Raw genomic sequence first — 26,320 nt, forward strand, 5'->3', positions numbered from 1 at the left:
GATCCTCGCCACCCGGTAATCAGGTGGCGAGTCTGGAGCCAATGATCGATGAATCGATATCCAGGTTTCATTGCTGGCCTGTTCCTCCTTGTCAGCGGCCATCTTTTGGCAGGGGAGGAGCCGCTGATCGATACGGAAGACCAGAAGGTCATGAGTTCGCGCAGCTTCCTCGAGGCGCACCCGGACATGAAGTACCGCACGGAAGGCTGGCTTGCCTACGATGAAGGCAGATACGAGGACGCGCGGAAGCTCTTCACGAAGGCTGCAGGCTTCGGCGACAAGCTGTCCCAGGCGATGTTGGCCGAGATGGCATGGAAGGGCATCGGCCAGCCGGTGGATCGCCCTCTTGGTTACGCATGGGCCGATATCTCTGCCGAGCGTGGCTATCGGCAGTTCGTCGCTCTGCGGGAGCAGTACTGGAGGCAGCTGAGCGACGCGGAACGGATGCGCGCCATCGAGATCGGCCAGCCGCTCCTGGACAAGTACACCCATGCGGTGACCGGGGCAGCCCTGAAGAAGGAACTGCGCAAGGCGCGGCGCTACATGATCAGCGGACGGATCAACCGCGGTGCGGATGTGGTGGTGCCTGGTCCGTATGGCATGGCCACGGTCATCCGCGGCCACGATTTCTACGCGGAGAAGTTCTGGAACGCGGGGCGCTATCAGGAGTGGGTGGACGAAGTGTGGACGGATCCACCCAGGGAAAATGTCGATGTTGGGGCACCGATCACCATTGGTGCGGAGTAGCGCGAGAAGGACTGCCCTCTGCCGCGACTCCGATGGCTGCTCCTCCTGTACCTGTCGCCGTGTACCCCGCTCAACGCCTGACGTCGTACCGCCCCTCGCCCACCAGCGCCTCCACGTCCGCCTCCGACACCAGGTTGAAGTCGCCCGGGATCGAATGCTTGAGGCAGCCGGCGGCCAGGCCGAAGCGGATCGTGCGCTCCGGCGCCCAGCCGTGGACCAGGCCATGCAGCACGCCGGCGGCGAAGGCGTCGCCGCCTCCTATGCGGTCGACGATCGGGCCGACTTCCTCCTGCGGCGCCAGTGCGGTGCCGCTGTCGCGGCCGACCAGCACGCCCGATAGCGCATGGGCATCGACATTGCGCGGCGCGCGGATGGTGCAGGCCATCCATCGCAGGTGCGGGAAGGCGGCGAAGGCATCGGCCGCCGCCGCCTCGATGCGGGCAAGCGGCTCGGCCTGCGGGTACTGGCCGCCGAGCACCACGCCCATGTCGCGGTAGTCGGCGAACAGCAGGTCGGCCTCGGCCATCAGCTCGGAGAGGATCGCCCTGGCGTCGCCCTGCCATACCTCCCAGAGCTTCGGACGGAAGTTGCCGTCGAACGACACCTTCACTCCTGCCCTGCGCGCGGCGCGGGCGGCGGCCAGCGCGGTGGCAGCAGTGTTGGCACCCAGCGCCGGCGTCACCCCGGACAGGTGCAGCCAGTCGGCGCCCTGCAGCAGTGCCGGCCAGTCGTAGGCGTCGGCCGGGGCCAGGGCGAAGGCCGAGCTGGCGCGGTCGTACAGCACCTCGGCCGGGCGGTGGATCGCGCCTGGGGCTAGGAAGTACAGGCCCATGCGGCCGGCGACCTTGCGCACGCCGGCGGTATCGAGGCCATGGCGCCGCAGTTCACCGGCGGCCGCCTCGCCCAGCGCGTTGTCGGCCACCGTGCTGACGGCCGCGACCTGGTGGCCGAAATGGGCGAGGGAAACGCCGACGTTGGCTTCCGCGCCGCCAATCCGCGCGTCCAGTTGCGGACTCTGCAGCAGCTTTTCGCGACCTGGCGCGCTCAGGCGCAGCAGCAGTTCACCGAAACACACGACACGCGCCATTTTCCCCTCCCAGGCCCGGTGCGGGCGGCACCGATGGTGGCATGCCGCCCCGGCGGAGTGCCGTTGGCTAGCGGTGTCAATTCTAGCGGTCCGGTCGATTGTTGCCAGCGCGCCCACCCCGGGTTCCGTGCTGCGCTGCAAGATGCCAAGCCGCCATGCCACTGTTACGGTTCCGTTTGACTATCGGTGTCATCGACATCGGCAGCATCCGGCAGGGCGAGGCCCCCGGGTACCAATCCCGCAGTACCGATAAACGCCCTGGGAGGGGATCGAGTGATGCAACAGCGCACTTTCTGCAGGAAGACACCGGTTACCATGCTAGCCACCGCGATCGCGCTGGCGCTTTCCGCGCCGCTGGCGGCACAGGAAGCAGGCGAGGCACCGGCGGCGAGCAGCCAGGACATCGCCGACCTCGACAAGGTCACCGTCACCGGCTACCGCCAGAGCCTGCAGAAGTCCCTGGACGAGAAGCGCTACTCCACCGAGCAGGTCGACGCGATCTTCGCCGAGGACATCGGCAAGTTCCCGGACCAGAACCTGGCCGAATCGCTGCAGCGCATCGCCGGCGTGTCGATCGACCGCGAAGGCGGCGAAGGCCAACGCATCTCGATCCGGGGCCTGGGCTCGGACTTCACCCGCGTGCGCCTGAACGGCCTGGAGGCGCTGGCCACCGCCGGCACCGGTACCGGCGGCGTCAACCGCAGCCGCGGCTTCGACTTCAACACCTTCGCCTCCGAGCTCTTCAGCCAGGTCAAGGTCAACAAGACCCAGTCGGCGCAGATGGACGAGGGCTCGCTAGGCTCGACCGTGGACCTGCGCGCGTCGCGCCCGTTCGACTACGACGGCTTCCGCGCCTCGGCCAGCGCCCAGGCCGGGTATGGCGAGCTGACCGAGAAGTTCGATCCGCGCGTGTCGGGCCTGGTCTCCAACACCTGGGGCGACGGCACCTTCGGCGCGCTGCTGTCGGCCTCCTACAGCAAACGCAACGTCTACGAGGAAGGCTACAACCCGGTGCGCTGGGAGCACGGCAACCACCGCAACTCCAACCAGTCCAATGCGGCCAACAACGGCACCTACGGCTTCTGCTCGCCGGTCGGCTACAACCCGCAGACTCCGCGCAATCCCGCCTCCAACGAGACCCCGGCGGGCAGTGGTTCGCAGGCCAACCAGGACCGCAACAACGGCTGGGGCAGCTTCGGCATCAGCCCGACCATGTGCGGCACCGGCCTGCCGCGCCCGGCCAACACCCCGGAGAACATCGCCGCCTACGAGACGGCGACCAATGCGTGGCATCCGCGCTACCCGCGCTACATCCGCACCGCGCACGAGATCGAGCGCCTGGGCGTGACCGGTGCCCTGCAGTGGCGGGTCTCCGATGACACCCTGCTCAGCTTCGATGCGATGTACTCGGAGCTGTCCAAGGACCAGCGCGAGGATTCGCTGGGCGCCAACCTGCACCGCGCCGCCAACCTCGGCGGCAAGACCCAGATCGTGGTGCGCGAAGCCGAGGTCGACAGCATGAACCGGCTCACCTACGGCGTGTTCGACAACGTCGACTTCCGTACCGAATCGACCGCCATCGAGGAGACCACCGAGTTCCAGCAGTACAGCCTGACCCTCGAGCAGCACATCAACGATTCAGTAAGACTCGACGCGCAGGTCGGTCATTCGCGCTCGGACTACGAACGCCCGGTGTTCTCGCTGGTGAGCTTCGACAACCAGAACCTGGACGGTTTCGTGCTGGACATGCGGGGCAACCCGGACATGCCGCGGATGACCTTCCCGTTCGACCTCAACAGTGCCTCGTCCTGGTCCTGGCTGGGCTACGGCGCCGTGCCGGTCAACAGCAACGGGACCGCGCGCGGCAGCAACATCAGCGAAGTCCGGCTCAATCCGCAGTACGTGGATAACTCGTTCGACACCGCCAAGGTGGACCTGGAGTTCAACCTCAACCCGACCTTCGCCCTGCGCGGCGGCCTGGCCTACAAGAGCTACGACATGAGCTCGGAGGAATACCGGCACATCAGCTACGGCCGCCTGGCCCAGGCGCTGCCGGCCGGGGTGACAGTGGGCGACCTGAGCACCTCGCTGGACGGCTTCGGCGCCAACCTGTCGGGGGCGCCGTCGAGCTGGCTGGTGCCCGACTTCGACCAGGTCGCGCAGCTGCTGGACATCTACTGCAACTGCGACAGCGGCGCGCGCGGCGGCGACTACCGCCTGGCCAGCGTCGGCCACTTCGGCGCGTCGAACAACAACTTCGAGGTCAACGAGCGCAGCCTGGGTAGCTACCTGCAGCTGGATTTCAACACGGACCTGATGGCGCGGTCGTTCCGTGGCAACGTGGGCGTGCGTGTGGTCAACACCCAGATCACCGCTTCCGGCTGGGCGCCGTGCGCGGCCAGCAACCCGGCCAACAATTCCGAGAACTGCCAGGCGTTCTTCGGCGTGGCCAACGCCACCTCCGCACCCGGTGACCGCTACCTGGTCGGCACAGAGGTCACCCACGACTACCAGGACGTGCTGCCGGCGATGAACCTGGCGTGGGACCTGACCGACGAGCTGGTGCTGCGCTTCGGCGCGGCCAAGACCATGGCCCGCCCCGCGCTGCTGTACCTGTCGCCGGGCGTCAGCGGCGGACCGACGCAGTACTTCGACGACGGCCGCACCTACTCGATCAACCTCGGCAACCCGCAGCTGGAGCCCTTCCGCTCGACCAACTACGACCTGATCGCCGAGTGGTACTTCGCCGAAGGCGCCCTGCTTTCGGGCGCGATCTTCTATAAGGACATCGAAAGCTACATCCAGCGCACCCGCCTGCTCAGCACCTGGGAGGACATGGGTTATTCGCTGGACCTGCTGCCGGCCGGCTTCGGCCCGGACACGGTGTTCAACGTGCAGAGCTACTTCAACACCCCCGGCGGCCCGCTCAAGGGCTACGAGCTGACCTACCAGCAGCCGTTCACCTTCCTGCCGGGGGCGTGGCGCAACTTCGGCGTGCAGCTGAACTACACCCACGTAGAGTCCGAGATCACCTACCTGTTCAGCACCGCGGCCAACAGCAACACCACCGTGGTCACCGAGTACACCAACAACGACCTGATCAACCTCTCGCCGAATTCCTACAACGCCACGCTCTACTACGACGATGGCCGCTTCAGCGCGCGCCTGTCGACCAGCTACCGCGACGGCTACATAAGCGAGATCCTGACCCGCGAGAACGTCTGGGACCTGGACGGCAACCAGCTGATCACCCCCGACGTGACCGGCAAGGACTCGGTGCAGAACGTGGACTTCAACATGGCCTACCGCTTCGGCGACAACCTGACGCTCACCTTCGAGGCGATCAACCTGACCGATACGGCGGACTCGCGCTACGTCGACTCCACCCTGTCGATGCCTGACCGCTACACCGTCAACGGCCGCCAGTACTTCGTCGGCGCCCGCTACACGTTCTGACCTGATGGCCCGGACGTTCCGCCCTCTCCACGGAGCGACCGGTTCTTCCGCCCGCCTGCATCCCGCGCGCCCCGGCGCCCCGGGACGCAGCGCGGGCGGCTTCTTTTCTGCGCTGCGGCCCCTGCCGGAGATCGTCCGAATGAGCCCTGTAATTCCCCTGCGACTGCTGCTGGCGCTGTCGATGACCCTGCCCGCCGCCTGCGCGACCGCGGCGCCCGCGCCCGCGGCCGCCACCGATCCGGTCGCCGAGAACATGCTCCTGCTGCAGACCCCGTCCGGGGGCTGGTCCAAGCACTACCAGGGCAGGAAGGTCGACTACGCGCGCACCTATGACGACGGCGAACGCTCCGCGCTGCGCGCGCCGGACCGCCACGACGACGCCACCATCGACAACAAGGCCACCACCAGCGAGATCGTCGCCCTGGCCGAAGCCCACGCGCGCACGGGCAACCCCGCCTACCTCGATGGAGCGCGGCGCGGCGTGGAGTACCTGCTGCGCGCGCAGTATCCGAACGGTGGCTGGCCGCAGTTCCATCCCGACCTGTCCTCCTACCGGCACCAGATCACCCTCAACGACGACGCGATGGTCCGCGTGATCGGCCTGCTGCAGGACGTGGCCACGGCGGAGGGCGCGCTGGCCGCGCTGCCGGCGGAGTTGCGCGCGCGCGCCGCCGCCGCCGCCGCGCGTGGCATCGACAGCCTGCTCGCGCTGCAGGTGAAGATCGACGGCCAGCCCACGATCTGGGCCGCGCAGTACGACGAGACCACGCTACAGCCGGCCAGGGCCCGCGCCTACGAACTACCGTCATTGGCGGTAGCCGAATCAGTCGGCGTGCTGCGCCTGCTGATGCGCCAGCCACAACCCGATGCGCGTACCGTCGCCGCGATCGAATCGGGCGCGCGCTGGCTGGAAGCGCACCGCCTGCCTGACCTAGCGCTGGAGCACATCGACGCCCCGCACGAGGAAACCGGCAAGGACGTGCGGCTGGTCAGCAAGCCTGGTGCGTCGCTGTGGGCGCGCTTCTATGATCTGGAGCGGCAGCAGCCGCTGGTCGCCAACCGCGAGGGCCAGGTGGTCGCCTTCGCCGAACTGCCCAACGAGCGTCGCACCGGCTACGGCTGGTATGGCACCTGGCCCGCGAAACTGCTGGCGGAGGAACTCCCCCGCTGGCGCAAGGTCCATGCGTCGGCGCCCGCCGCCGCGCCACGTTGATCAGAACGCTGCCGTCATACCCGTCGTCCGCACCCTGGAATTCCGATCCGATGATTGCACCGATGCGTCCCATCCTGCTCGCCGCGCTGGTCAGCGCGATCCTGGCCACCGCGCCCGTATCACCCGCTTCGGAGCAGGCGCAGGACGCGCCGAACCTGCTGTTCCGGGTCTCGGCCGACGCCGGCTTCGTCGCCGACCATGCCGGCGGCGACGCGGTGCCCAACTTCCAGGACAGGGTGAAGGTCGTCCCGACCGGCGTGCAGGGCGGGGCGATCGAATGGGCCGACGACGGCGTGCTGGCCTGGAACGCGCCGGGCAACATCTATGCCGAGCGCGGCACGCTCTCGTTCTTCTGGCGTCCCCGCTATGCGGTGGGCGAGGCGCCGTTCGTCATCTTCCGGGTCGGTTACGCCGACCACAGCAGCTGGGACATGGCCTGGCTGCGGATCGACTGGAACGGCCAGGGCTTCGATGCCTTCGTCACCGACGCCAACCTGGCGCGCACCCGGGTGTCGTTCAAGCTCGACAAGGTGCCCGGCCCACGGGACTGGACCCACCTGGCCTTCGCCTGGGACGAGACCCGCGGCGTGCGGCTGTTCGTCGATGGCAGGGAGGTGGCGAAGGTCGACATCGTCGAGCAGTCGGCCGTCGGTTGCGTGGCCTCGTGCGAGCCGCGCGCCGCGTTCGACTACGACGCCGCGCTCGACCAGCTCGGCCTGGCCGGACGGGTGATGGCGCCCTACCAGGTGCAGAGCCGCTACAACTTCCTGCGCGGCGGCGACTTCGACGAGATCCGCGTGTACGACCGCATGCTCGACGCGCCGGCCGCCGCCACGCTCGCCCGGCGCGGCGACCTCGCCGGCGCCCGGCCATCCACCTCGGTGGCCATCGGCGAGGGACCGCTGCAATCGGCCTGGCGCCGCCGGTACGGCTGGGACCACGGCGCACCGCCGGGGCTGGCTTCGGCAACGACCTCGGTGCGCATGCTCGGCTTCCTGGACGTCAAGGACAAGAAGCAGTGGATGTGGAAGGGCAGCGACGGCATTCCCGAAACCACCTGGCCGGGCGTGTACAACCGTTCGCGCCTGCCCGGGCGCGACGACTACTTCCAGTTGCCGGACTGGAACACGTACGTGGAAGGCGGCCAGGCCATGGACCTGGCGATGCCCGACGAGCCCTTCAACCGGATCGAGATCCGCGGCGCTGCCTATGGGAAGGCCAGTCACGGCGAGGACGCCTCGCGGCAGCAGCCGTTGTTCGAGCGCGAGCAGGGCGTGGTCCGCACCTACGACCAGTTTCCCGCGCGCCGCGGTGGCCACGTGCGCTTCACCAACACCACCCCGGAAACGCCGATCCAGGAGATCTGGGCCTACCACGTCACCGATGCGGCCGAGCCGGAGGGCACGGTCAAGCAGGCCTACGTGGTCGACAGCCGCGTGCTGCCCGACTACGAGAACGTGCAGGCGCTGCGCCGCTACATCGATGGCCGCTTCCTGCCGCCGGGCCGGGCCACGGTGATGGCGCTGCCCAAGGGCGCCGGCTCGCGCAAGCGCGGCGACGACAGCCTGCCCATCGCCGCCGAACCGATCGTGCACGTGCTCATTCCGTCCAGCGTCGGCGCCGCGCCGGCCGCGCAGCCACTGATCCGCAGCTGGGCCTACAGCTGGGAGAACATGTACGACGGTCTGGACGGCGTGGCCATCGACCTCCCGGCGCTGGACCTGCCGGCCACGCGCGACGGCCTGATTCCGCTCAACATCCGCATCAAGGATCCGATCTGGCCGGCGCGCGACATGATCGATGTCTCGGTGTCGGTCAAGCCCAACCAGAAGCGCACGCTGTGGCTGGACCTGCGCGACCGCATCCTCACCGACGACAGCCTGTGGCTGAGCATCGCCTCGGCCGCCCCGGGCTTCAACGCGCACTCGCTCGATGGCGCCCAAGTCCGGCTGGTGTTCAAGGACCGCGCCGAGGCGAAGAAGGAACACGTCGCCGACCGTTTCAACCAGGTGCGCGACAACTGGGGCTTCCTGGTCGAGGAGCACACCACTTCCAAGCGCCAGCGCCTGTACGCCCGCGTCCATGCCGACCTCAGCGACCTGCTGCGCGTGGACCCGGACCACGAGCAGGGTCGCCGCTACTGGAACTACATCAGCTACAACAGCCAGGGCCGGCCGCCGTTCACCCCGCCCACCGCGCCGAGGGGCGTGCCACGGTGGGCGTTCCTGCAGGCGCAGGACATGCAGTACGTGCGCCGGTTCATCGACTGGTGGATCGACCACCGCCAGGTCGAGTACGGCGATTTCGGCGGCGGCCTGTCCGACGACTCGGACCTGGTCCAGCAGTGGCCGGGCGCGGCGCTGATGGGGATCAAGCCGGACAAGCTCAATGCCTCGCTGACCGCGGTGTCCGATGCGATCTACCGCAATGGCATGTTCAGTGGCGGCCTCAGCACGATCGAGACCGACGAACTGCACGCGTACGAGGAAGGCATCAACGCCAACAGCGCGATGCTCTACCTCAACTGGGGCGACCCGCTGACCGTCGAGCGGCTGATGGAGACGGTCAAGGCCTACGACGAGAAGATCATCCTGCCCAACCCGCAGGGCCACCTGCTGTGGTCCAGCAACTGGTTCGGCGGCAACAAGGTCTACCGCGAGCCGAACTGGCAGTGGCAGAAGCCCTATTCGTTCCCGGCGCTGCACCCTGCGTTCCTGGTCGGCGACTGGAACGCCGATCCCACGGGCCGCAAGCTGGTCACCGGCCTGGCCGATGGCTACCTGGCCCATGCCTACACCGCCGACGACGGCACCTGGGTGCTGCCCAACGAGATCCACTGGGCCACCGGCAAGACCCGCGGCGGCGAACTGGTGAAGGGCTCCGGCGGCGGCGACACCATGCACCTGTTCTGGACCGCGTACCGCTGGACCGGCGACGAAAAGTACCTGCGCGCGCTCGACTACCGCGCCGGGCGCAGCGGCCCGGCCAGCCTGTCCAACCTGGGCGAGAACTTCATCGGCGTGCTCGGCCGCGAAGGCGACTGGGGCCAGGCGCTGGTCGAGGCGGCCGACCAGGGCGACACCGGCTTCGCCAGCCTCGCCGCCTGGCAGCAGACCGGCGACAAGAAGTACCTGGAGGCGATGCACGCGGAGTCGATCGAACTCAAGGCGCTGCGCGAGTACATGGTCACCGAGGGCCACTGGTGGTCCGACCGGGTCGAATCGGCCAGCGAGCTGCTGCAGCGCGAGCGCCTGGGCGGCGTGGCGCTGGAGCGCAACCAGTCCTACCCCGGCCACACCGTGAGCTGGCGCTTCGCCCGCGAGGACGGTGCCGAGCAGGTGGCGATCCTGCTGCCCGATGCGCGCCGCGACCGCTTCAAGGTCATCGGTTTCAATCTGGACGGCAAGGCGCATCCGGCGACGATGACCGGCTGGAACGTGGCGCCAGGCACCTGGCGCATGACCTCGGGGATCGACCGCGACGGCGACGACCGCATCGATGGCAAGCCGTCCACGCGCGAATTCGACTTCGAAAAGAGCGCCCCGGTGGACATGGTGTTCCCGCCGATGCAGACCGTGGTGATGGAATTCGAGCTGCTCGAGAAGGGCGCGGCCGTGGAGACGCGACCGGACCTGGGCATCGGCCGCGGCGACGTGCGCGTGGCCGGCGATTCGGTCGAGGTGGTCGTGCACAGCCTGGGCCACGTGGCGACCGGTGCGGGCTATGCGGTGCTGGAGGACGCACGCGGTCGCGAGCTGGCGCGCGTGGCGGTGCCGGCGATGTCGGCGCCGACCGACCTGTTGCCCAAGACCACGAAGGTGTCGCTGCCGCTGGGTGGCCGCAAGGCCGACGGTCTTTACGTGCGGGTCGCGCTCGAGGGCGAGGCCGAAGAAGTCACGCGCCTGAACAACCGGCGCGCGGTGCCCTGAGGCCGGCGCGCGCAGACAACCGAGGAAGGCCGGTCTTGGCCGACCCTTCCTCGGCGTAACCGCGGGCCGCGAACATGGGCCACCCTCGCGGCGTAGAGCCGGGCTTGCCCGGCTGCCCTTCGTCGCCCCCGCAAGCGCAAGCAGCCGGGCGAGCCCGGCTCTACGGGGGCAACACCTTCATCGATGCGACTGTCGCCAACCCCGCCAGCAGCCACGCCGCCACGCGCTTGAGCAGCGCGGTGTCCAGTGCGCCCCTGGCAGCCGACTCGCGTGGCGCGTGGAAACCCACGACCAGCGCGTGCGCGGGCAGCGCGATCACCAGCAGGAAGGCGAGGATCCAGTCCAGGGTGTCATCGCCCAGCCGCGGCCAGAGCAGCGGCATCACTACCCCTGCGAATGCGCCCGCCAGCGCGGCCGTGACGGGTGTGGGTGTGATCTTCATGCGTCGGGTCCTGCCCGGTCGCCGCCGCAGTCCGGCGGTCGCGCGCATCGGGTGAGGAGTAGGCGATCGTCCTTCATGGAATCAGGTTGCGTCGCAGCGCCGGCACCTGTCGCGCCAGCTCGTCGGCGACGATGGCGGCGAAGAAGTCCGCACCCTCGCGGCCCAGATGGGTGTAGTCGAACGCCGCCTTCGGCGTGCCCATCGGCTCGACGGCCGCATTGTCCTGCGGCGCGGCGACCGTGGCGCCTGCCGATGCGGCCGGTGCCGCGCCGATCGTGGTGCCGCCCTGCGCGGCGGTGACCTGCTCCGGCAGTGGACGCGCCTGGGCCAGGCGCATCGCCTGCACCGGGCCCATGCCCTGCACCGCGGCTACGCTGCGCGCATGCAGGTCGACGAGCGGTACATCCAGCTCGGCGGCGACCTTGCGCGTGGCTTCGGCCCACGGCGCCAGGTCGTCGGCCAGACCGCCCTCCTTGAACTGGCGCCGGGTCAGCGGCGTCAACAGCACCGGCACGGCACCGGCGGCGCGCACCTCGCGGACATAGCGGCGCAGGTTGTCGGGGAATTCGGTCGCCAGGTCGGTGGAGCGTCCCGGCTTGCCCGGCTGGTCGTTGTGGCCGAACTGGATCAACACGTACACGCCACCGGCATAGGCGCCGGTGCGCATTTCGTGCAGGGCGATGTCCCACGAACCCTCGGCGCGGTAGTTGTAGGTGCTGCGACCGCCACGGGCCAGGTTGATGCAGGCCAGGAACGAGGCGACATGATCGGCGCAGAACGACGGCCCCCAGCCGCCCTGCACCGCAGTGGTCGAATCGCCCACCAGGATGATCTTGCTGGCGCGGACCGGGGTGACCGGCGGCCGCTCGCCGATCGAGGGATCGACCGCGGCCTGGCTGGCGGCGGATGCGCCCAGCAGCAGGAGCAGGGACGCGCGGGCGAGAAGGCGGCGGCAGGCGAAGGTCGAAGATGGGGACATGGGAATCAAGAGGGTTGCGGGCGTTCTTGGCGGGCTCCGGTGCTCGCCGGCGGCCGGCATCGCATCGGTGTCATCCGGCCACAAAGCTGGCGATGCGGACAATCCGACTTTAGCCGCGCCCGCGACGCTCGTGCTGCGGCGCAGGATGCCCGGGTCGGGCGGTGTCTGGTACGGTCCATTGACCATCGGTGTCATCCGCGGCCCGACCGCACGCCCGGACACCGGATCCTCCCCTGCCCCCCAAGGACCAGCCATGGCCCTGCGCCCCTTGCACTCCCTGTTGCTGCTCGCCTTGCCCGCCCTCGCCGGCTACGGGCTGGCCGCGCCCACGGCGCTGGCCGCCGACACACCGGCCAGCCCCTGGAAGCGCGGCATCGAGCACCAGCGCCAGGCCGACCTGGGCGACGGCACCTTCCTCAACCCGGTGTTCGCGGGCGACCGGCCCGATCCGTCGGTGCTCAAGGACGGCGACGACTACTACCTGACCTCGTCCTCGTTCGACGCCTACCCCGGCCTGCCGATCTGGCACTCGCGCGACCTGGTCAACTGGCAGCCGCTGGGCCATGCGATCACGAAGAACGTCGGCTCGATCTGGGCGCCGGACATCGTCAAGCACGAAGGCCGCTACTACATCTACTTCCCGGCCCGCACCGGCGGCACCGAGGGCAGCACGCGCAGCAATTACGTCGTATGGGCCGACGACATCCGCGGCCCGTGGAGCGAGCCGGTGAACATCGGCCTGGGCCAGTACATCGACCCGGGCCACGCGGTGGGCGAGGACGGCAAGCGCTACCTGTTCCTGTCCGGCGGCGACTACGTGCAGCTGTCGGACGACGGCCTGCGCGTGGTCGGCGAACCGAAGCACGTCTACGACGGCTGGCAGTACCCGGAAAGCTGGGACGTGGAGAGCTACGCCCAGGAGGGCCCGAAGATCCACAAGCGCGGCGACTGGTACTACATGACCACCGCCGTGGGCGGCACCGCCGGCCCGCCGACCGGGCACATGGTGATCACCGCGCGTTCGAAGTCGATCCACGGCCCGTGGGAGAACTCGCCGCACAATCCGATCACGCGCACCGTCGACCGCAGCGAACCGTGGTGGTCGCGCGGCCACGCCACCGTGGTCGAAGGCACCGACGGCCGCTGGTGGATGATCTACCACGGCTACGAGAACGGCTACTGGACGCTGGGCCGCCAGGCGCTGCTCGATCCGGTCGAGTGGACCGACGACGGCTGGTTCGTCGCCAAGGGCGGCGACCTCGGCCGGCCCATGGAGAAGCCCAGCGGAACGTCGGTCGGCGTGCACGGCATGGCGCTGTCGGACGCGTTCGACGGCAGCCGGCTGGGCCACCAGTGGTCGTTCTTCGACCCGGCCCAGGACGAATACGCGCGCCTGTCGTTCGGCGGCGGCGCGATGACCCTGCAGGGCAAGGGCAACACGCCGCGCGACAGTTCGCCATTGACCGTGATCGCCGGCGACAAGGCCTACCAGTTCGAAGTGGAGATGGAGATCGAGCCGGGCGCGATCGGCGGCGCGCTGCTGTTCTACAGCGACCGCCTGTACGTGGGCGTGGGCAGCAACGGCGAGAAGTTCGTCATGCATCGCTACGGCCAGGAACGTCCCACCAATGGACTGGCGCCCGGCAAGGGCGGCAGGCTCTGGCTGCGGGTGACCAACGACGAGCACATCGTCACCTTCCACACCAGCACCGACGGCAAGGCCTGGGAGAAGTACCCGGTGCAGATGGAGGTGTCCGGCTACCACCACAACGTCGCCGGGCAGTTCCTTGCGCTGAAGCCGGGCATCTACGCGGCCGGCGAGGGCAAGGTGCACTTCCGCGACTTCCGGTATCGCGCGCTCGACTATTGAGCGGGACGCCCGCCCGCCGGCGCCGTCACATCGTCCCGCGCTGCACGAACGGGGCCTGCTGCCAGAAGCGGCGCTCGGCCCCGCGTGGATCGTCGGCCAGCGCGGGCGGCACGTCGAACAGCAGCGTCTGCCGCCGCGCCATCGAGTACGGCTCCCAGCGCGGCAGTCCGGCGTGGTTCGGATCGCCATGCCGCGCCAGCGCCAGCAGCGCGTCGCTCATGCGGTCGGCCAGTGCCTGCGCTTCGGCGCCGTCGCCGGTACGCGAGCCTGGTTGGCGGATGTTGTCGAACACCAGCGGGATGTCGAGGGTATGGAAGGCGCGCAACTTGCCGCCGTCGAGCGGCGAGCCCCAGTCGAGCTGGTACGCCCAGGTCGGGGCGGCCGGACCGGCCTGGCGCGCGCGCGCCTCCAGTTCCTCCACCGCGCCGCGCCAGGAGCGCCCGGCCGTGGTCGCGGCGAAGAACACCTCCGACGGCGTGTAGTGCGGATACAGGCGGCGGTATTCGGCCACCACCAGGTCGGCGCGGATGTCGACGAACTGCTGCGTCTCCAGCCGCGCCGGGAGTTCCTCCCAGCCCAGCTCGAAGTTGCGCGGGTCGTTGCCGAGGAAGGCGCGCGTCTCGTCGCGGGTGTTGCCGATCACCATCGGGATCGCCGCCGACTGCGGCGGCGCGTCGGGCCAGAACGGATGCCGCGGCAGCACTTCGCCATCCATGACCGGGCCGAAGTACAGGCGCGTGTCTTCCACCCGCGACAAGTCGCGCACGGTGGTCGCCTCCAGGATCTCCGCCGCAGGCAGCGCACGCAGGCGCGCGACCGCATCGGGCGCGGCCGGGTCGATGCCCAGCGTATGCAGGAACAGTTGCGCGCGCTGGGTCGCCGCGCGCGGACCGGCGGCGGTGACCTGCTGCCCGCTCATCGTCCACGCACGATGGAACAGTCCGCGCGCCGCCGGCATCGCCATCAGCGTGGCGATCTTGGCGCCGCCCCCGGACTGGCCGAACACGGTGACGTTGCCGGGGTCGCCGCCGAAACCGGCGATGTTGTCGCGCACCCACTGCAGCGCCAGCACCAGGTCGAGCTGGCCGGCGTTGCCCGACGCGGCCACGTCCGCGCCGCCGATCCGGCCGAGGTGCAGGTAGCCGAACGCATTGAGCCGATGGTTCACGGTAACCACGACCACGTCGCCGCGCCGGCACAGGCGCGTGCCGTCGTACAGGGGATCGCTGCCCGAACCGGTGTCGTAGCCGCCGCCGTGGATGTAGACCAGCACCGGCCGCTTGCCGCCATCGGCGAGGGCAGGCGTCCAGACGTTGAGGAACAGGCAATCCTCGCTGCCGGGACCGTCTCCGCCCCGCTGCGGCGCGGAGGCGGCGTAGGCCGTCGCATCGGCCACGCCGGACCAGGCGCGCGGGGCGCGCGGGGGCTGGAAGCGCGCACCCGTGGTGTCGGCCCCGTAGCGGATGCCCTTGAAGGCATGCACGCCCTGTTCGCGCAGGCCACGCACCCGGCCGGCGCGCGTGGCGGCAACGGTGCCCGCTGCATCGGTCGTGGCGAAGGCCGGCGGGGCAAGGGTTCCCAGGGCGATGCCGGCGGCGGTCGCCTGCAGCAGGCGGCGGCGTTGCGTGTCGACGGAAGGCGTGATGGGAGCAGGGATATCCGACATCGTTCAATCCTGGGGTGCGGGGGCAGGTGCGGGCGCGTGGGCGTCGATCCAGGCCAGTGCCAGCGATGGCCACCGCGCCAGCGTGCCACCGGCCTGGCGCACGCCGAAGCCGTGCCCGCCGCGCGCGTAGAGATGGGTCTCGTGCTCGATGCCGGCGTCGCGCAGCGCGGCTTCGAACAGCAGGGTGTTCTCGACCGGCACGACCTCGTCGTCCTGCGCGTGCAGGAGGAAGACCGGCGGCGTGGCCGCGCCGACGCGGTTCTGCAGCGAGTAGGCCTCCACCGCTGCCGCGTCGGGTGCTTCGCCGAGCAGTTGCCGGCGCGATCCCGGATGCGCGTGCGCACCCATGTCGATCACCGGGTACACCAGCAGCGCGTAGGCGGGACGCGCGTCGAGCGTGTCGGCGGCGTCGACCGGCGGATACACGCGCTCGGCGTGGCGCGTGGCCAGGCTGCCGGCCACGTGGCCACCGGCGGAGAAGCCCATCACGCCCAGGCCGTCGGGGTCGACGCCCCATTCGGTCGCGCGGTGGCGGATCAGCCGCAGCGCCCGCTGTGCGTCGGCCAACGGAACTTCGCGCGGGCTGGCATGCCCTTCGCCCGGCAGGCGATAGCGCAGCACGAACAGGGTCAATCCACCGGCCTCGGCGAACGCCGGCACCAGCGCGCTGCCTTCCTTGTCCAGCACCACCCGCTGGTAGCCGCCGCCGGGCACGACCAGCAGGCCGCGTCCGTCCGGACGGGCAGGGCGGTAGATGGCCAGCGAGGGCGTGCCGATGCGCTCGGCATAGCGGTCCGGTACCCGCGGGTCGCGGCTGCGCTCGACCACGCGCTGGCCGGCTGCGAGCGCTTCCGAACCCGGGGCGGCGGCGGGCCAGAGCGGGATTTCCACCGGCGGCACCGATGCCGGCAGGGGACTGCCGGGCGCCGCGCCGCCGGCTGCGGGAAGCGCGGCGAGCAGCAGCCAGAGGCCGGCCGCGCGGATCCGGGGGCGACGCGCAGCGGGCCGGTAAAGCAGTCGCATTCCAAGGTCTCCACATGTTGCGATGCAGCGTGCAGTGCCGCGTTGTCGCAGTGCACATTGCGGCATGACACCGGTTTACCATATACAGCTTCCGCGCCCGCTGTCGATCCGCGGCGCAACACGCTAAGCACATTCCCCGGGAGACACCTTGAGCACGCTTACAGGCCATCAGGACGATACGGCGCCGTCGCCGCAGCTGAGCGGCATCGCTGACCGCTTCGTCGCCGCCAGGCGCGCCGGCGCTGCGCTGGAGGGGTTTCCGGGGACCGTTCCCGATGACCTGGTCACCGCCTACCGGGTCCAGGACCTGGCCATCGCGCAGTGGCCCGACCGCGTGATCGGCTGGAAGGTCGGCTACATCGCCCCCGAGCGCCGCGACGCGTCCGGCGACGAGCGTCTGCTGGGCCCGATCTTCGCCCGCCACTTCTGGAATGCCACCGGTGGCAGCATGCCGATCCCGGTATTCGTCGGCGGCTTCGGCGCGGTCGAGGCCGAGTACGTCCTGCGCCTGGAGGCCGATGCGCCGGACGACAAGCTGGACTGGACGCCCGATGAGGCGGCCGCGCTGCCTTCCACCCTGTTCATAGGCGTGGAAGTCGCCAGCAGTCCGCTGGCGACGATCAACCAGCTCGGGCCGCGCGTGGTGGTGTCCGACTTCGGCAACAACAACGGCCTGCTGCTCGGCGCCGAAATCGCCGACTGGACCTCGCTGGACGAGGCGCAGCTGCTGGCCGAGACCTTCATCGACGGCGCCAGCGTCGGCAGCGGCGGCGCCGAGCGCCTCCCCGGCGGCCTGCGCACGGCGTTCGCCTTCGCGCTGTCGCGCTCGGCCCGGCGCGGCCGGCCGCTCAAGGCCGGCGAGTACATCGCCACCGGCAACGCCACCGGCATCCATGACATCGCCGCCGGGCAGAGCGCGCGCGTGGTGTTCCACGGGCATGGCACGCTTGACTGCCACGCCGTTCCCGCCAGCCAGGAGACGCCTGCATGACCGGCTTGAGCCGACGCCGCCTGCTGCTGGGCGGCGCCAGCGCCGCCTGCGCGCTGCCGCTGGCGTTCGGCGGCCGCGCGGTCGCCGCCGCGGACACGGTCGACGACGCCGGCCAGCGCGTCCTGACCGCGACCGACGTGCACGTATCGGACTATCCGACCGTCGAGGCGGTGCGCTGGATCGGCAAGACGCTTGAGGAGGAAACGGGCGGCCGGCTGAAGATCCGCCTCTACCACTCCGGCCAGCTCGGCCGCGAGGCCGAAGCGATCGACATGGCGCGCTACGGCGTGATCGACATCACCCGCGTGTTCTCCGGCGCCCTGAACAACGCCTTCCCGCTGACCCAGGCGCTGTGCCTGCCGTACGTGTTCGATTCGATCGAGCGCGCCGCGTGGTCGACGGCGACGTCGGCGACGAGGTGCTGCGCGGCTTCGAGACGCGCGACCTGGTCGGCCTGGCGATCTACGACTCCGGCGCGCGCTGCTTCTACAACACCAAGCATCCGATCGTCGCACCGAAGGACCTGCACGGCATGAAGATGCGGGTCGCGGCCTCGGACATCTTCATCAAGCTGGTGCGCCTGCTCGGCGCCAACCCGACGCCGATGTCGCTGGGCGAGACCTTCTCGGCGATGGAGACGCGCATGATCGACGGCGCCGAGAACAACATGCGCAGCTTCCACTCCAGCCGCCATTTCGAGGCCGCCGGGTTCTGGTCGGAGACGCGCCATTCCTACGCGCCCGACATCCTGGTGATGTCGCGGGCGAGCCTGCTGTCGCTGGCTCCCGCCGACCGCGAACTGCTGCTGCGCACCGCCCGCGCCTCGGTGCCGGTGATGCGCGCCAAGTGGGACGAATCCGAGGGCGCGGCCCGCGAGGCGGTGCTGGCGTGGGGCGTCCAGGCCAACGAGGCCGACCTGCCTGCGTTCCGCGCGGCGGCCCAGCCGCTGCTGGACGAGTACCACGGCAAGCCGGAGATCGAAGCCCTGTACCGTCGCATCCGCGACCTCGCCTGATCCGGGTTCCCATGAGTCATACGAGCGAGACCGCCACTTCCGCCCCGGCCAGCCCCGCGCAGCGCGCGCTGGACCGGATCGCAGGCATCGCCATCGCCGTGGCCGCCGCCGCCCTGCTCGGGCTGGTCGTGGTACAGGGCTGGCAGGTGTTCACCCGCTACGTGCTCAACGACTCGCCCAGCTGGACCGAGCCGGTGACCCTGCTGCTGCTGGCCACGGCGATGAGCCTGGGCGCGGCGGCAGGCGTGCACACGCGACGCCATTTCGGCTTCTTCCTGCTGCACGACCACGTGCGCCCGGGGATCCGCCGGGCCATCGACGTGCTGGCCGCGCTGATCGTCGCCGCGATCGGCGTGGTGCTGGCCTACTGGTCGGCGCGCCTGCTGCTCGACGGCCTGGACATCCGTGCCGCCGGCGCGAACCTGCCGCAGAGCATCAATTACCTGCCGCTGTCGCTCGGCGGCGCGCTGATGGCGCTGTTCGCCGCCCACCAGCTCGTCCAGGCGGTGGCGCCGCCGCAACATGCCGCGCCGCAGGCGCCGCCGCAGGAAGGGGACCTCTGACATGGCCATCGCGCTGCTGTTCCTCGTGTTCGCGATCCTGCTGGTGGTCGGCGTACCGGTCGCCTTCGCCCTGGCCGCCGCCTCGCTGGTGACCCTGCTGTACCTGGACCTGCCGTCGGTGGTGATGGTCCAGCAGGTCTCCGCCGGCGCCGGCTCGGCGTCGCTGATCGCCATCCCGCTGTTCATCTTCGCCGGCGAGATCATGATGCGCGGCGGCATCTCTGAACGCCTGATCGCGCTGGCCTCCGCGCTGGTCGGCCGCATGCGCGGCGGCCTGGGCCAGGTGTCGGTGCTGTCGTCGCTGTTCTTCGGCGGCGTATCGGGCTCGGCCATCGCCGACGTCTCGGCGGTGGGCGGGACGATGATCCCGCAGATGGTCAAGCGCGGGTACGACCGCGACTTCGCGGTCAACGTCAGCATCACCGCGGCGCTGGTGGCATTGCTGGTGCCGCCCTCGCACAACCTGATCCTGTTCTCGGCCGCCGCCGGTGGCGGGCTGTCGATCGCACGGCTGTTCGCCGCCGGCATCATGCCCGCGCTGCTGATGACCGTCGTCCTGATGCTCACCGGCTACCTGGTCGCGCGCCGCCGCGGCTACGGTGTCGAGCCGTTCCCGGGCTGGCGCGCCGTGGCGGTGCGGCTGGTTTCGGCGCTGCCCGGGCTGGGCCTGGTGGCGCTGATCTTCGTCGGCATCCGCGCCGGCATCTTCACCGCGGTCGAGTCGGCGGCGATCGCCGTGGTCTACGCGCTGCTGGTCACCGCGGTGCTGTATCGCGAGCTGAAGTTCCGCGTGTTCCTGGAGACGGTGACCCATGCGGCGCGCAGCACCGGCGTGATCCTGTTCGTGATTGCCACCGCGGCCGTGTTCGGCTGGCTGCTGGCCTACCTGCAGGTGCCCGCCGCCGCGGTGGAGTTCCTGCAGTCGTTCGCGCACAGCAAGTACATGGTCCTGCTGATGATCATCGTCATGCTGCTGCTGCTGGGAACCTTCATGGACCTGGCGCCGATGATCCTGATCTGCACCCCGATCTTCCTGCCGGTGGCCAAGGCCTACGGGATCGATCCGATCCATTTCGGCCTGGTGCTGGTCCTGACCGGCGGCATCGGCCTGGTAACCCCGCCGGTGGGCTCGGTGCTGTTCATCGGCACCGCGATCGGCAAGATCTCCATCGCCGAGAGCATGCGCACGATCTGGCCGTTCTGGCTGGCCGGCCTGGTCGTGCTGCTGGTCGTGGCCTTCTTCCCGCAGCTCTCGCTCTGGCTGCCGGACCTGCTGGCCTGACGCGCCCGGAGCGGCGGGGCCCCCCGGACCGGCCTGGACCCCGCCGCACCCGCTAGAATCAACGCACCCTTCCGTCGAACCGCCCAATGTCCGCGCGCACCCCCACCGCCCAGCCGCTCGCCCGGCCCGCCGCCGGCAAGGCCGCGACCATCAATGACATCGCGCGGCTGGCGGGGGTCTCGAAGAAGACCGTCTCGCGGATCATCAACAACTCGCCGCTGGTGCGTAAGGACACCCGGGAGAAAGTGGAAACGCTGATGCGCGAGGTCGGCTACGTGCCCGACCCGCTGGCGCGCGGCCTGGCCTTCCGCCGCTCGTTCCTGATCGGCATGGTCTACGACAACCCGACCGCCCAGTACATCGTCGACATGCAGTACGGCGCCCTGGACGCGCTGCGCGAATCGGGCTTCGAACTGGTCGTGCACCCCTGCGACACCCGCAGCCCCGGCTACATCGACGGCGTGCGGCGCTTCGTCCAGCAGCAGAAGCTGCACGGGGTGATGCTGATCCCGCGCGCCTCCGAGGACCAGAACCTGGCCGACATGCTCGCCGAGATGGGCTGCCGCTACACGCGCATCGTCCCGGTCGGCTTCGAGGACACCGACGGCCGGATGATCGTCACCCACGACCGCGACGGCGCGGCCGAGGCGGCCGACTACCTGCTGACCCTGGGCCACCGCGACATCGCCCTGATCACCGGTCCGCTGGCCTACCGCTCGGCGATCGAACGCACCGAAGGCTTCGTCGGCACCCTGGCCAGGCGCGGCGTGGAGGTGCCCAAGTCGCGGATCATCGAGGCCAGCTACACCTTCGAGTCCGGCGTGGCGGCGGCCGAGAAGCTGCTGGCCGGCAAGCAGCGGCCGACCGCGATCTTCTGCGGCAACGATGAAATGGCCGCCGGCGTCTACAAGGTCGCCATGCGCGCCGGCATCAACATACCGCGCGACCTGTCGGTGGTCGGCTACGACGACAGCCCGCTGGCGGCGCGCCTGTGGCCGTCGCTGACCTCAGTGCGCCGCCAGACCCGCGACACCGGGCGCATCGCCGCGACCATGCTGATCCGCACCGACACCGGTCCGCTCCCGGTCGCCAGCGTGCGCCCGCACCTGATCGTCCGCGACTCCTGCCAGCCTCCCGCCTGACCTGATCCGACCACCGGGGGGGAGCTCCGGTCTTTTGCCGCAACGCGGAATGACACCGGTTACCGTCCTTCGCTAGAATGGTCCCAATACAAGGCCAGAGCCGCCCCCGCGTCGCTGGCGCACCGCCCCAGGAGCCCGATCCGATGTACCAGAAGACCTACTACGCGACCCACCCCGGCGTCATGCAGGGCGCCAGCAACGACGAGCTGCGCGACCTGTACCTGATCGGCGAGCTGTTCGCCGCCGACGAAGTGCGGCTGAGCTACACGCACTACGAGCGCTTCGTGATCGGTGGTGCCGCGCCGGTGTCCAAGTCGGTGTCGCTGCCGAAGCAGACCGAGCCCGCCTCGGCCGCGGGCAAGCCCTTCCTGGAGCGCCGCGAGCTGGGCGTGATCAACGTCGGCAACGGTGCAGGCACGGTCACCGTGGACGGCACCGACTACGTGCTCGGCCCGAAGGACGGCCTGTACGTGGCGATGGGCAGCGAGGACGTGAGCTTCGCCTCGGCCGACGCCGCCAACCCGGCCAAGTTCTACCTGACCTCGACCCCGGCGCACGCGCGCTTCGAGACCAAGCAGCTGTCGATCAAGGACGCGGTGGCGCTGGAGCGCGGCGCGCTGGAAACCAGCAACGAGCGCACCATCTACCAGTTCATCGTGCCGGCCACCTGCCAGTCCTCGCAGCTGCTGCTGGGCCTGACCGTGCTCAAGCCGGGCAGCGTCTGGAACACCATGCCGCCGCACCTGCACGACCGCCGCAGCGAGGTCTACTTCTACTTCGACCTGGGCGGCAACGACCGCGTCTACCACTTCATGGGCCAGCCGGACCAGCAGCGCCACATCGTCATGCAGAACGACGAGGCGGTCGTCTCGCCGCCGTGGTCGATCCACATGGGCTCGGGCACCAGCAACTACGCCTTCATCTGGGCGATGGGCGGCGAGAACCTGGACTACACCGACATGAACGTGCTGGACATCTGCCAGCTGAAGTAACGCCCCGCAGGCGCAACGGGCGTAGAGCGGGGCTTGCCCCGCTGCTATTCCAAGCACGTACGAACAGGCCGGAGCCCAAACAGCCGGCTTCTCCACACGGCTCCAGCGGGGCAAGCCCCGCTCTACAGAGGATCTGTCATGGCAAGCAACCCGTTCAGCCTCGAAGGCAAGGTCGCGCTGGTCACCGGCGCCAACACCGGCCTGGGCCAGGGCATCGCACTGGCGCTGGCCGCCGCGGGCGCCGACATCGCCGCCGCCGGCATCGTCCCCGCCGACGAGACCGGCGAGAAGGTGAAGGCCCTGGGCCGCCGCTTCCTCAACATCGAAGCGAACCTGATCAGCATCGAACCGGTCGAGCGCATCGTCGCCGAGACCGTCGCCGGCCTCGGCGGGCTCGACATCCTGGTCAACAACGCCGGCCTGATCCGCCGCGCCGACGCGGTCGATTTCTCCGAGAAGGACTGGGACGACGTGATGAACGTCAACATCAAGTCCGCGTTCTTCATGTCGCAGGCCGCCGGCAAGCATTTCATCGCCCAGGGCCGCGGCAAGATCATCAACATCGCCTCGATGCTCTCGTTCCAGGGCGGCATCCGCGTGCCTTCGTACACCGCCTCCAAGAGCGGCATCGCCGGCATCACCCGGTTGCTGGCCAACGAGTGGGCGGCCAAGGGCGTGAACATCAACGCGATCGCGCCGGGTTACATGGCCACCGACAACACCGCCCAGCTGCGCGCCGACGAGGACCGCAACAAGGCGATCCTGGACCGCATCCCGGCCGCGCGCTGGGGCGAGCCGGCCGACCTGGGCGGCACCGCGGTGTTCCTGTCCAGCGCCGCGTCCGACTACGTCAACGGCGCGGTGATCCCGGTCGACGGCGGCTGGCTGGCGCGCTGAACCCCACGTCGGGGCGCGCTCCGGCCGCGGTTGCGCATCCGTCGTGCCGCCGGATGCACTCTCTCCGCATCCGCGGCCGGAGCCAGTACCGACCCAGCCCCGCCCGGCACAGCCGTCAGCGGGGCTTCTTTTTGCGAGTGACCACCATGCACAAGCGCCTGCTGCCGATCGCCCTGGCTTTCGCCGCCCTCGCCTCGCTTGCCAGCGCGGCCGACGCATGGGCCGGGCCGCGCCGGGTGTTCATCGCCGGCGACTCCACCGCCGCCGAGTACGGACCCGAGCGCGCGCCGCGCAATGGCTGGGGCCAGCAGCTGCAGGGCTTCCTCGACCCCGCGGCCTTCGAGGTGCGCAACCACGCGATGGGCGGGCGCAGTTCGCGCAGCTTCATCGAGGAAGGCCGGCTGGAGCCGGTCGCGCGCGAGCTGCGCAAGGGCGACGTGCTGCTGATCCAGTTCGGCCACAACGATGCCAAGTACGAAGATCCGCGGCGCTACAACGAGCCCGGGCAGGCCTATCCGCAATGGCTCATGCGCTACGTGTCCCTGGCGCGCGAGCGCGGCGCGACGCCGGTCCTGCTGACTCCGGTGTCGCGGCGCGTCTGGGACTTCGGCTCGCTGCTGGACACCCACGCCCGCTACACCCAGGCGGTGCGTGAACTGGCCGCGCGCGAACAGGTCGCACTGATCGACCTCAACGCCAGCACCACCGACTGGCTGCGCGCGCTCGGCGACCAAGCGTCCAAGGCGTACTTCGAGCACGTGCCGGAGCGCGAGGTGCGCGACGACACCCACTTCAGCGTCGCCGGTGCGACCATGGTCGCCTGCCTGGTGGTGCGCGACTGGAAGGCGCTGGACCCGGCGCTGGGCGCACACGTGGTGCGCGACACCGACTGCGGTGCACCGGCCAGCGCGCGCGCCGACCTGGCCGCGCAGAAGAATCCGTCTTCGGTGGTGCACGAGCGCGACCTTGCGCGGCAGCAGCCGGGTCCGCATGGCGGCGCGGGCACCACCACCGCCTATCCGCTGTTCGCCGAGGCGCCGGGGCTGTCCTTCGTGATGCGCAAGCGGGTCCTGCACAAGGGCGCCGGTATCGGCCTGCACCAGCACCACAAGGACGAGATCTACTACGTGCTCGCCGGCCGCGGGCGCTACGTGCTCGATGGCAAGGTGCATGACGTGGCCGCCGGCGACGCCATGCTGACCCGCCCCGGCAGCACCCATGCGATCGAACAGGTGGGCGAGGACGACCTGGTCCTGCTGTTGGCCTACCCTGCTTCACCTCGCTGAACAACTCATCATGCTGAAGGACAGACAGGACGTCTGTCCTGTCCTCCTGGCCACCAGCGTTTTCCCGGATACAGCCGTCATTCCAACCTGCGCGGCTGGCAACACGCTTTTCTCCGGGGGAACACCATGGCACGCCGAGATCGTCCGCCCTATCCGATCCCTTCACCGAATCGGACCCGCCGCGATGCGGCCGCGGGCGGACACTGAGGTGCAGCGCCGATGGCACGCGGCCGGCTTGCCCGGGCGCCTTTCATCCACCTATTAACCGCCTGTCACGAAGCGTAGGCAGGCTGCGCCGACGGCCGTCCGCAAGGATGTCCGTCCCGCAAACGTCCCGTTCGCCGGGATGGCACCAGGAGCAAGGAACTATGGCGGCAGTTCCCGAGATCCGACCGCGTTGCATGATCTGGCTGGGTCGCCCGGAGGCACAGGAGCGCGATGTCCTCGCCGCTGCCGGCTGGGATGTCCGCGTCATCGAGGAGCCGCGCGGAGCAAGGATCGGCCTGCGGGGTGGCGACCGCGTCGCCGCGCTGCTCGACCTCCGCCATGCCGACGAGGCCTGGTCGGCGGCGATGCTCGACCTGCTCGCGCCGCACTCGGACCTGCCGCTGGTGATCCTGGGCGATGCCGACATGCCGCCCCGGGGTTGCCTGCTGCAACTGCGCGAGCCGCTTGACCTGGTGCAGATCCAGCGCCTTGCCAAGATCGTCGACGGCGACACTCGGCCCAGCGTGGGCAATGGCATCGACTGCCTGGTCGGCTCGAGCACGGCGATGCTCGCCGTGCATGCGAACCTGCACAAGTTCGCGCCGGTCGAATTGCCGGTGCTGGTGACCGGCGAGACCGGTACCGGCAAGGAGCTGGCCGCGCGCGCCCTGCACGAAATGTCGTCGCGGCGCGGCCGCCCCTTCATCGCGGTCAACTGCGGCGCCCTGCCGGCCAGCCTGGTGCAGGCCGAACTGTTCGGCCACGAGAAGGGCGCGTTCACCGGTGCCGCGGCGCGCCGGATAGGCCTGTTCGAGGCCGCCGACGGCGGCACCATCTTCCTGGACGAGATCGGCGACCTGCCCCTGGACGCGCAGACCAACCTGCTCCGCGTCCTCCAGGAAGGCACGATCGAACGCGTCGGCAGCCACCATTCGATCCACATCGACGTGCGCGTGGTGGCCGCCACCCATGTCGACCTGGAAGAGGCGATCGCACACGGCCGCTTCCGCCAGGACCTGTTCTACCGCCTCGATGTCCTGCGCCTGCACATGCCACCGCTGCGCGAGCGGGGCGCCGACGTGGAACTGCTGGCCCGGCACTTCCTGGCCCAGTTCCGCGAACAGCACCGGGTGCGCGCCCGCGGCTTCGATGCGTCCGCCCGCCGGCAGATGCATTCGCACCGGTGGCCGGGGAATGTCCGCGAGCTGATGAACCGGGTGCGGCGCGCGGCCGTGGTCAGCGAAAGCGAGCTGATCGACGACCAGGCGCTGCAGCTGTGCGATGGCATCGCGACCGGCGCCGACGCCCTGGGCGAAGTCCGGATCCATGCCGAGCGCGAGGCCATCTTGGCCACCCTGCGCGATTCGGGCTTCAACGTCAGCGAATGCGCGCGACGCCTGCGCGTTTCGCGAGTCACCGTCTACAGGCTGTGCAAGAAGCACCAGCTCGAGCTCGAGGCACTGCGGGTGTAGGAGCCGGGGAGACCGGACATTCGTCCGGGACAAGGCGCCCGTGGCTGGAAGCTACGGCAAG

18 protein-coding genes and 1 pseudogene are annotated in these 26,320 nt (G+C 69.8%); 14 read left to right on the forward strand and 5 right to left on the reverse strand.

What is annotated here, in order from left to right; translation table 11 throughout:
* The first annotated feature begins 48 nt into the window (after positions 1-48).
* Positions 49-747, forward strand: coding sequence for a sel1 repeat family protein (locus CSC66_RS03015; protein WP_162375909.1), 699 nt, complete (start codon positions 49-51; stop codon positions 745-747).
* 70 nt (positions 748-817) lie between these two features.
* Here the strand turns inward: CSC66_RS03015 and CSC66_RS03020 are convergent, their stop codons facing one another.
* The gene (locus tag CSC66_RS03020; protein WP_162375910.1) at positions 818-1,834 is read right to left on the reverse strand and encodes a sugar kinase; all 1,017 of its coding nucleotides are present in this window, start codon (positions 1,832-1,834) and stop codon (positions 818-820) included.
* A 315-nt stretch (positions 1,835-2,149) separates the two neighbouring features.
* Here CSC66_RS03020 and CSC66_RS03025 point away from each other — a divergent pair, with 315 nt between their 5' ends.
* From CSC66_RS03025 to CSC66_RS03035, 3 genes are all read left to right on the forward strand, one after another.
* Positions 2,150-5,290 (forward strand): TonB-dependent receptor, encoded by a 3,141-nt coding sequence (locus CSC66_RS03025; RefSeq protein WP_162375911.1) that lies wholly within the window; start codon positions 2,150-2,152, stop codon positions 5,288-5,290.
* A 139-nt stretch (positions 5,291-5,429) separates the two neighbouring features.
* On the forward strand, positions 5,430-6,503 hold the full coding sequence (pelA, locus tag CSC66_RS03030) for a pectate lyase (RefSeq protein WP_162375912.1): 1,074 nt from the start codon (positions 5,430-5,432) through the stop codon (positions 6,501-6,503).
* A gap of 50 nt (positions 6,504-6,553) precedes the next feature.
* On the forward strand, positions 6,554-10,432 hold the full coding sequence (locus CSC66_RS03035) for a LamG domain-containing protein (protein ID WP_162375913.1): 3,879 nt from the start codon (positions 6,554-6,556) through the stop codon (positions 10,430-10,432).
* Between the two features lie 160 nt (positions 10,433-10,592).
* Here CSC66_RS03035 and CSC66_RS03040 read toward each other — a convergent pair whose 3' ends face one another.
* Both CSC66_RS03040 and CSC66_RS03045 read right to left on the reverse strand, forming a co-directional pair.
* The gene (locus CSC66_RS03040) at positions 10,593-10,874 is read right to left on the reverse strand and encodes a hypothetical protein (RefSeq protein ID WP_162375914.1); all 282 of its coding nucleotides are present in this window, start codon (positions 10,872-10,874) and stop codon (positions 10,593-10,595) included.
* A gap of 73 nt (positions 10,875-10,947) precedes the next feature.
* Positions 10,948-11,853: a rhamnogalacturonan acetylesterase gene (locus CSC66_RS03045; RefSeq protein ID WP_162375915.1), complete on the reverse strand. Its 906-nt coding sequence runs from the start codon at positions 11,851-11,853 to the stop codon at positions 10,948-10,950.
* A 253-nt stretch (positions 11,854-12,106) separates the two neighbouring features.
* Between CSC66_RS03045 and CSC66_RS03050 the strand changes: the two genes are divergently transcribed.
* Positions 12,107-13,723: a family 43 glycosylhydrolase gene (locus CSC66_RS03050; protein WP_162375916.1), complete on the forward strand. Its 1,617-nt coding sequence runs from the start codon at positions 12,107-12,109 to the stop codon at positions 13,721-13,723.
* Positions 13,724-13,748: 25 nt separating this feature from the next.
* Here CSC66_RS03050 and CSC66_RS03055 read toward each other — a convergent pair whose 3' ends face one another.
* Together CSC66_RS03055 and CSC66_RS03060 are read right to left on the reverse strand one after the other, a co-directional pair.
* Positions 13,749-15,380 (reverse strand): carboxylesterase/lipase family protein, encoded by a 1,632-nt coding sequence (locus CSC66_RS03055; protein WP_379655859.1) that lies wholly within the window; start codon positions 15,378-15,380, stop codon positions 13,749-13,751.
* 12 nt (positions 15,381-15,392) lie between these two features.
* Positions 15,393-16,412, reverse strand: a complete 1,020-nt coding sequence (locus CSC66_RS03060) for an alpha/beta hydrolase (RefSeq protein ID WP_162375918.1) — start codon at positions 16,410-16,412, stop codon at positions 15,393-15,395.
* Between the two features lie 148 nt (positions 16,413-16,560).
* Between CSC66_RS03060 and CSC66_RS03065 the strand changes: the two genes are divergently transcribed.
* The 9 genes and pseudogenes from CSC66_RS03065 (at position 16,561) to CSC66_RS03105 (ending at position 26,259) form a co-directional block, all read left to right on the forward strand.
* On the forward strand, positions 16,561-17,403 hold the full coding sequence (locus CSC66_RS03065; RefSeq protein ID WP_202935583.1) for a 2-keto-4-pentenoate hydratase: 843 nt from the start codon (positions 16,561-16,563) through the stop codon (positions 17,401-17,403).
* Positions 17,400-18,418: pseudogene (locus CSC66_RS03070) on the forward strand (TRAP transporter substrate-binding protein). The gene CSC66_RS03065 and the pseudogene CSC66_RS03070 overlap by 4 nt, the downstream one beginning before the upstream one ends.
* A gap of 11 nt (positions 18,419-18,429) precedes the next feature.
* The gene (locus CSC66_RS03075) at positions 18,430-18,981 is read left to right on the forward strand and encodes a TRAP transporter small permease (RefSeq protein WP_162375919.1); all 552 of its coding nucleotides are present in this window, start codon (positions 18,430-18,432) and stop codon (positions 18,979-18,981) included.
* Between the two features lies 1 nt (position 18,982).
* Complete coding sequence (locus CSC66_RS03080) at positions 18,983-20,263, forward strand: TRAP transporter large permease (protein ID WP_162375920.1); 1,281 nt, start codon at positions 18,983-18,985, stop codon at positions 20,261-20,263.
* An 86-nt stretch (positions 20,264-20,349) separates the two neighbouring features.
* A complete protein-coding gene (locus tag CSC66_RS03085) occupies positions 20,350-21,405 on the forward strand; it encodes a LacI family DNA-binding transcriptional regulator (RefSeq protein ID WP_162375921.1) in 1,056 nt (351 codons plus the stop codon).
* Between the two features lie 143 nt (positions 21,406-21,548).
* Positions 21,549-22,397 carry a 5-dehydro-4-deoxy-D-glucuronate isomerase gene (gene kduI, locus CSC66_RS03090; protein ID WP_162375922.1) on the forward strand — a complete coding sequence of 283 codons (849 nt, stop codon included), beginning with the start codon at positions 21,549-21,551 and terminating at the stop codon, positions 22,395-22,397.
* Positions 22,398-22,535: 138 nt separating this feature from the next.
* Entirely contained in the window at positions 22,536-23,294 is a 759-nt protein-coding gene (gene kduD, locus CSC66_RS03095) for a 2-dehydro-3-deoxy-D-gluconate 5-dehydrogenase KduD (RefSeq protein WP_162375923.1), read from the forward strand.
* Between the two features lie 146 nt (positions 23,295-23,440).
* Positions 23,441-24,580 (forward strand): GDSL-type esterase/lipase family protein, encoded by a 1,140-nt coding sequence (locus tag CSC66_RS03100; RefSeq protein WP_162375924.1) that lies wholly within the window; start codon positions 23,441-23,443, stop codon positions 24,578-24,580.
* A 401-nt stretch (positions 24,581-24,981) separates the two neighbouring features.
* Positions 24,982-26,259 carry a sigma-54 interaction domain-containing protein gene (locus CSC66_RS03105; RefSeq protein ID WP_238394243.1) on the forward strand — a complete coding sequence of 426 codons (1,278 nt, stop codon included), beginning with the start codon at positions 24,982-24,984 and terminating at the stop codon, positions 26,257-26,259.
* Positions 26,260-26,320: the final 61 nt, after the last annotated feature.

The sequence above is a fragment of the Pseudoxanthomonas kaohsiungensis genome (assembly GCF_010211765.1).
Lineage (GTDB): Bacteria > Pseudomonadota > Gammaproteobacteria > Xanthomonadales > Xanthomonadaceae > Pseudoxanthomonas > Pseudoxanthomonas kaohsiungensis.

What these genes read in the sequence shown, in the direction of transcription:
- kduD (WP_162375923.1), top strand. Translation starts at nt 22,536, where the DNA reads ATGGCAAGCAACCCGTTCAGCCTCGAAGGCAAGGTCGCGCTGGTCACC.
- CSC66_RS03015 (WP_162375909.1), top strand. Translation starts at nt 49, where the DNA reads ATGAATCGATATCCAGGTTTCATTGCTGGCCTGTTCCTCCTTGTCAGC.
- CSC66_RS03050 (WP_162375916.1), top strand. Translation starts at nt 12,107, where the DNA reads ATGGCCCTGCGCCCCTTGCACTCCCTGTTGCTGCTCGCCTTGCCCGCC.
- CSC66_RS03105 (WP_238394243.1), top strand. Translation starts at nt 24,982, where the DNA reads ATGATCTGGCTGGGTCGCCCGGAGGCACAGGAGCGCGATGTCCTCGCC.
- kduI (WP_162375922.1), top strand. Translation starts at nt 21,549, where the DNA reads ATGTACCAGAAGACCTACTACGCGACCCACCCCGGCGTCATGCAGGGC.
- pelA (WP_162375912.1), top strand. Translation starts at nt 5,430, where the DNA reads ATGAGCCCTGTAATTCCCCTGCGACTGCTGCTGGCGCTGTCGATGACC.
- CSC66_RS03085 (WP_162375921.1), top strand. Translation starts at nt 20,350, where the DNA reads ATGTCCGCGCGCACCCCCACCGCCCAGCCGCTCGCCCGGCCCGCCGCC.
- CSC66_RS03100 (WP_162375924.1), top strand. Translation starts at nt 23,441, where the DNA reads ATGCACAAGCGCCTGCTGCCGATCGCCCTGGCTTTCGCCGCCCTCGCC.
- CSC66_RS03075 (WP_162375919.1), top strand. Translation starts at nt 18,430, where the DNA reads ATGAGTCATACGAGCGAGACCGCCACTTCCGCCCCGGCCAGCCCCGCG.
- CSC66_RS03040 (WP_162375914.1), bottom strand. Translation starts at nt 10,874, where the DNA reads ATGAAGATCACACCCACACCCGTCACGGCCGCGCTGGCGGGCGCATTC.
- CSC66_RS03020 (WP_162375910.1), bottom strand. Translation starts at nt 1,834, where the DNA reads ATGGCGCGTGTCGTGTGTTTCGGTGAACTGCTGCTGCGCCTGAGCGCG.
- CSC66_RS03025 (WP_162375911.1), top strand. Translation starts at nt 2,150, where the DNA reads ATGCTAGCCACCGCGATCGCGCTGGCGCTTTCCGCGCCGCTGGCGGCA.
- CSC66_RS03060 (WP_162375918.1), bottom strand. Translation starts at nt 16,412, where the DNA reads ATGCGACTGCTTTACCGGCCCGCTGCGCGTCGCCCCCGGATCCGCGCG.
- CSC66_RS03035 (WP_162375913.1), top strand. Translation starts at nt 6,554, where the DNA reads ATGATTGCACCGATGCGTCCCATCCTGCTCGCCGCGCTGGTCAGCGCG.
- CSC66_RS03045 (WP_162375915.1), bottom strand. Translation starts at nt 11,853, where the DNA reads ATGTCCCCATCTTCGACCTTCGCCTGCCGCCGCCTTCTCGCCCGCGCG.
- CSC66_RS03080 (WP_162375920.1), top strand. Translation starts at nt 18,983, where the DNA reads ATGGCCATCGCGCTGCTGTTCCTCGTGTTCGCGATCCTGCTGGTGGTC.